The organism is Flintibacter porci (assembly GCF_041925195.1).
GTDB classification, from domain to species: domain Bacteria; phylum Bacillota; class Clostridia; order Oscillospirales; family Oscillospiraceae; genus Lawsonibacter; species Lawsonibacter porci.
This window is the reverse complement of sequence record NZ_JBHEVB010000038.1, coordinates 1-2,237: the sequence shown is the minus strand read 5'-3', so window position 1 is coordinate 2,237 and position 2,237 is coordinate 1. Positions and strand designations below refer to the sequence as shown.

1 protein-coding gene is annotated in these 2,237 nt (G+C 47.0%); it reads left to right on the top strand.

All coding sequences use genetic code 11. The annotated features are described in order from the left end of the window. Positions 1 to 145: 145 nt before the first annotated feature. Positions 146 to 2,032, top strand: a complete 1,887-nt coding sequence (locus ACEVJL_RS16735) for a hypothetical protein (protein WP_374738484.1) — start codon at positions 146 to 148, stop codon at positions 2,030 to 2,032. Positions 2,033 to 2,237 lie beyond the last annotated feature (205 nt).

Here is a 2,237-nt window from a genome sequence, read left to right as displayed (position 1 = left end):
TTCCGGCGGACAACTGACCGGCGGACGGAGTTCCGGCGTAAATAACAAGCGCTATGTTTCCGGCGTTTGGGTCATTTTCTGGCCGGCGTTTTAGATTTTTTACCGTCCGGCGTTGACAAACCGCACGTTAGATATTTTAATCGAGATGGGTTATTACGATGTAAACAAGGCCAGTGCAATGTCCCTTTATGGAGGGGCCGTTTTTGAACCTTGGACCAGAATGGAGGATTTTGTAAGAGAAAGTTTGGAAGAAAGCGATCAGAGGATCTCCCAAAGCGAAGACTACCGAGCTCTGAGAAAGGCGTCCAGAGGACGTGTAATTGGCGGTGGCTTTGGACTCAAAGGTGCTGTAGGCGGTATGGCGATGGCTGGGACCTTTAACGCCCTGAGTGGACTTGCCCACAGCGGGGTCAATGCAATTGGGAATGCAAAAACACGCAAAACGGAGCGGGATCGTCTCAATCGGGTATATCAAAGCACCATGATGACTGACTGCATCCAATATTTATTTGCAGATGCCTTTCTTCAGATGGCCTGGGTCTTTCTCTCTTATCAGGGCAATTACATGGAGACCTCACTTCCTGGAACGGAAGAAGATCTGTCCAGAGCAGAGGCGCTGCGAGAAAATTTCTCCAAAATTCCAGCGGATAAGCGAGGGGAAACTGCTGCCCTAATCCTCACACTTGCGCCTGCCGAGGCGGCCACATATCAGTTCCTTCTGTCGCAGTATCAAGATCCTGACGGCGTACTGGGACGGCTGGCAAAAGCAGTCGGTATGGAACGGATTTATTGCTCCTTGGTCGATCAGACTCTGGCACCCAAAGTAGACAGAGAAATAAAAGGTTTGTCTGCCCGCATGCAACGTGTAACGGTAAGAGAAACACATACAGCAGCAGTCAACTGTGTTCTGGAAGAAGGCCGCCAGAATCTACAGGAAATCTGTGCACAGTTCAGTTTGAATCAAGGCGCAGGGAGTAATCTGATGGCGGTATACAACCAGCGGCTGGAGCAGGCGTTTTCCAAAGAACTTGAGAAAGTGAAAACCTTGGAGCAAAGTTTCCTTACAGTAATGCGCAAGCTCCATGCAACGGACCAGCAGCGAAGGACATTCCGAAACGCCACTTATGAAACTGTCACTCAAGCTGAAGAAGCCAGACGACTGTGGGCAAAAGCTGCTGCTTTGAACACGGGCTGTAATGAGAAGACCAGCCTAGAATTCAAAAAGTCTCTGGAAGCACTGGAGATGCTGATGAAACAATCGCCAGAGTCATTACAGCCGGATCTGCAAAGCCTTTGGGAAACGATAGAAGAGCACCGGAAGGAAAAGGATCAGGAGGAGCGCACTTATCTGAACACCCTCTTCCCTTCTCATGAGGCACGCGCCGCCGCAGAGAAACAGTATAACGCCATGATGGCACAGCTGCTTCCAGAAGGCAAAAATATTACTGACAGTGATATTCAGATTGCCCGAAAAAACGTGAATGCACAGCAAGACGTAGTGGAACCGGTACGCCAAGCAGTACTGGAGCAAATTGCGTTACAAGAGCGTGAATTAAATCAGGATATCCTTCGAAAGAAAGCAGAACAATCCAGCCGGCATGTAAAGGGAACGCTAGTAATAATCAATCTTCTATATAGCGGAATTGTCCTATGGGCACTGTTTTTCTGGAAATTATTCCGGATTGATGGTATAGATATCAGTGTGCTCCAGCTCCTTCAGATGTTCTACCACAATTCCGATACCATTACCGCAGCAAGAGGATTTATAGCCATAGGTGCTATTGTGATTGCATTTCAAATGCTGTCTAACATAAAACAGACTCTGAATCAAGATTTTTCCGATGTATTGGATTATCCTGGCACTGTTTTGGTGTTAGGTTTGTTGGTATGGGGACTTACAGCGTTCCTCGATCTTACGTATGATATAGCCCAGGCATATATTTACCTGTTGTTTATCAGCGTATTCTTCTGGGGCATAAACAGTGTAAAACAGAAAAAACTGGATCGATTAACCCGGCAAAAATACAGTTAATCTATATGGACATATTTTTAGGGGGCGCTCAGACAGAGCGCCCCCTAAAAATATGAAGCAAAAAATTCCTAATTTCCCTGTTCGCTTTCGTAACCGTCAAAGGAACAGGCGGATAGACTTGCATGAGATAATAGTGCTGGAACGAAGCGGAACGTTCCAGCACTATTTTGTACAGGGGGGCTTTCAGTGACATCTATGGAATTGA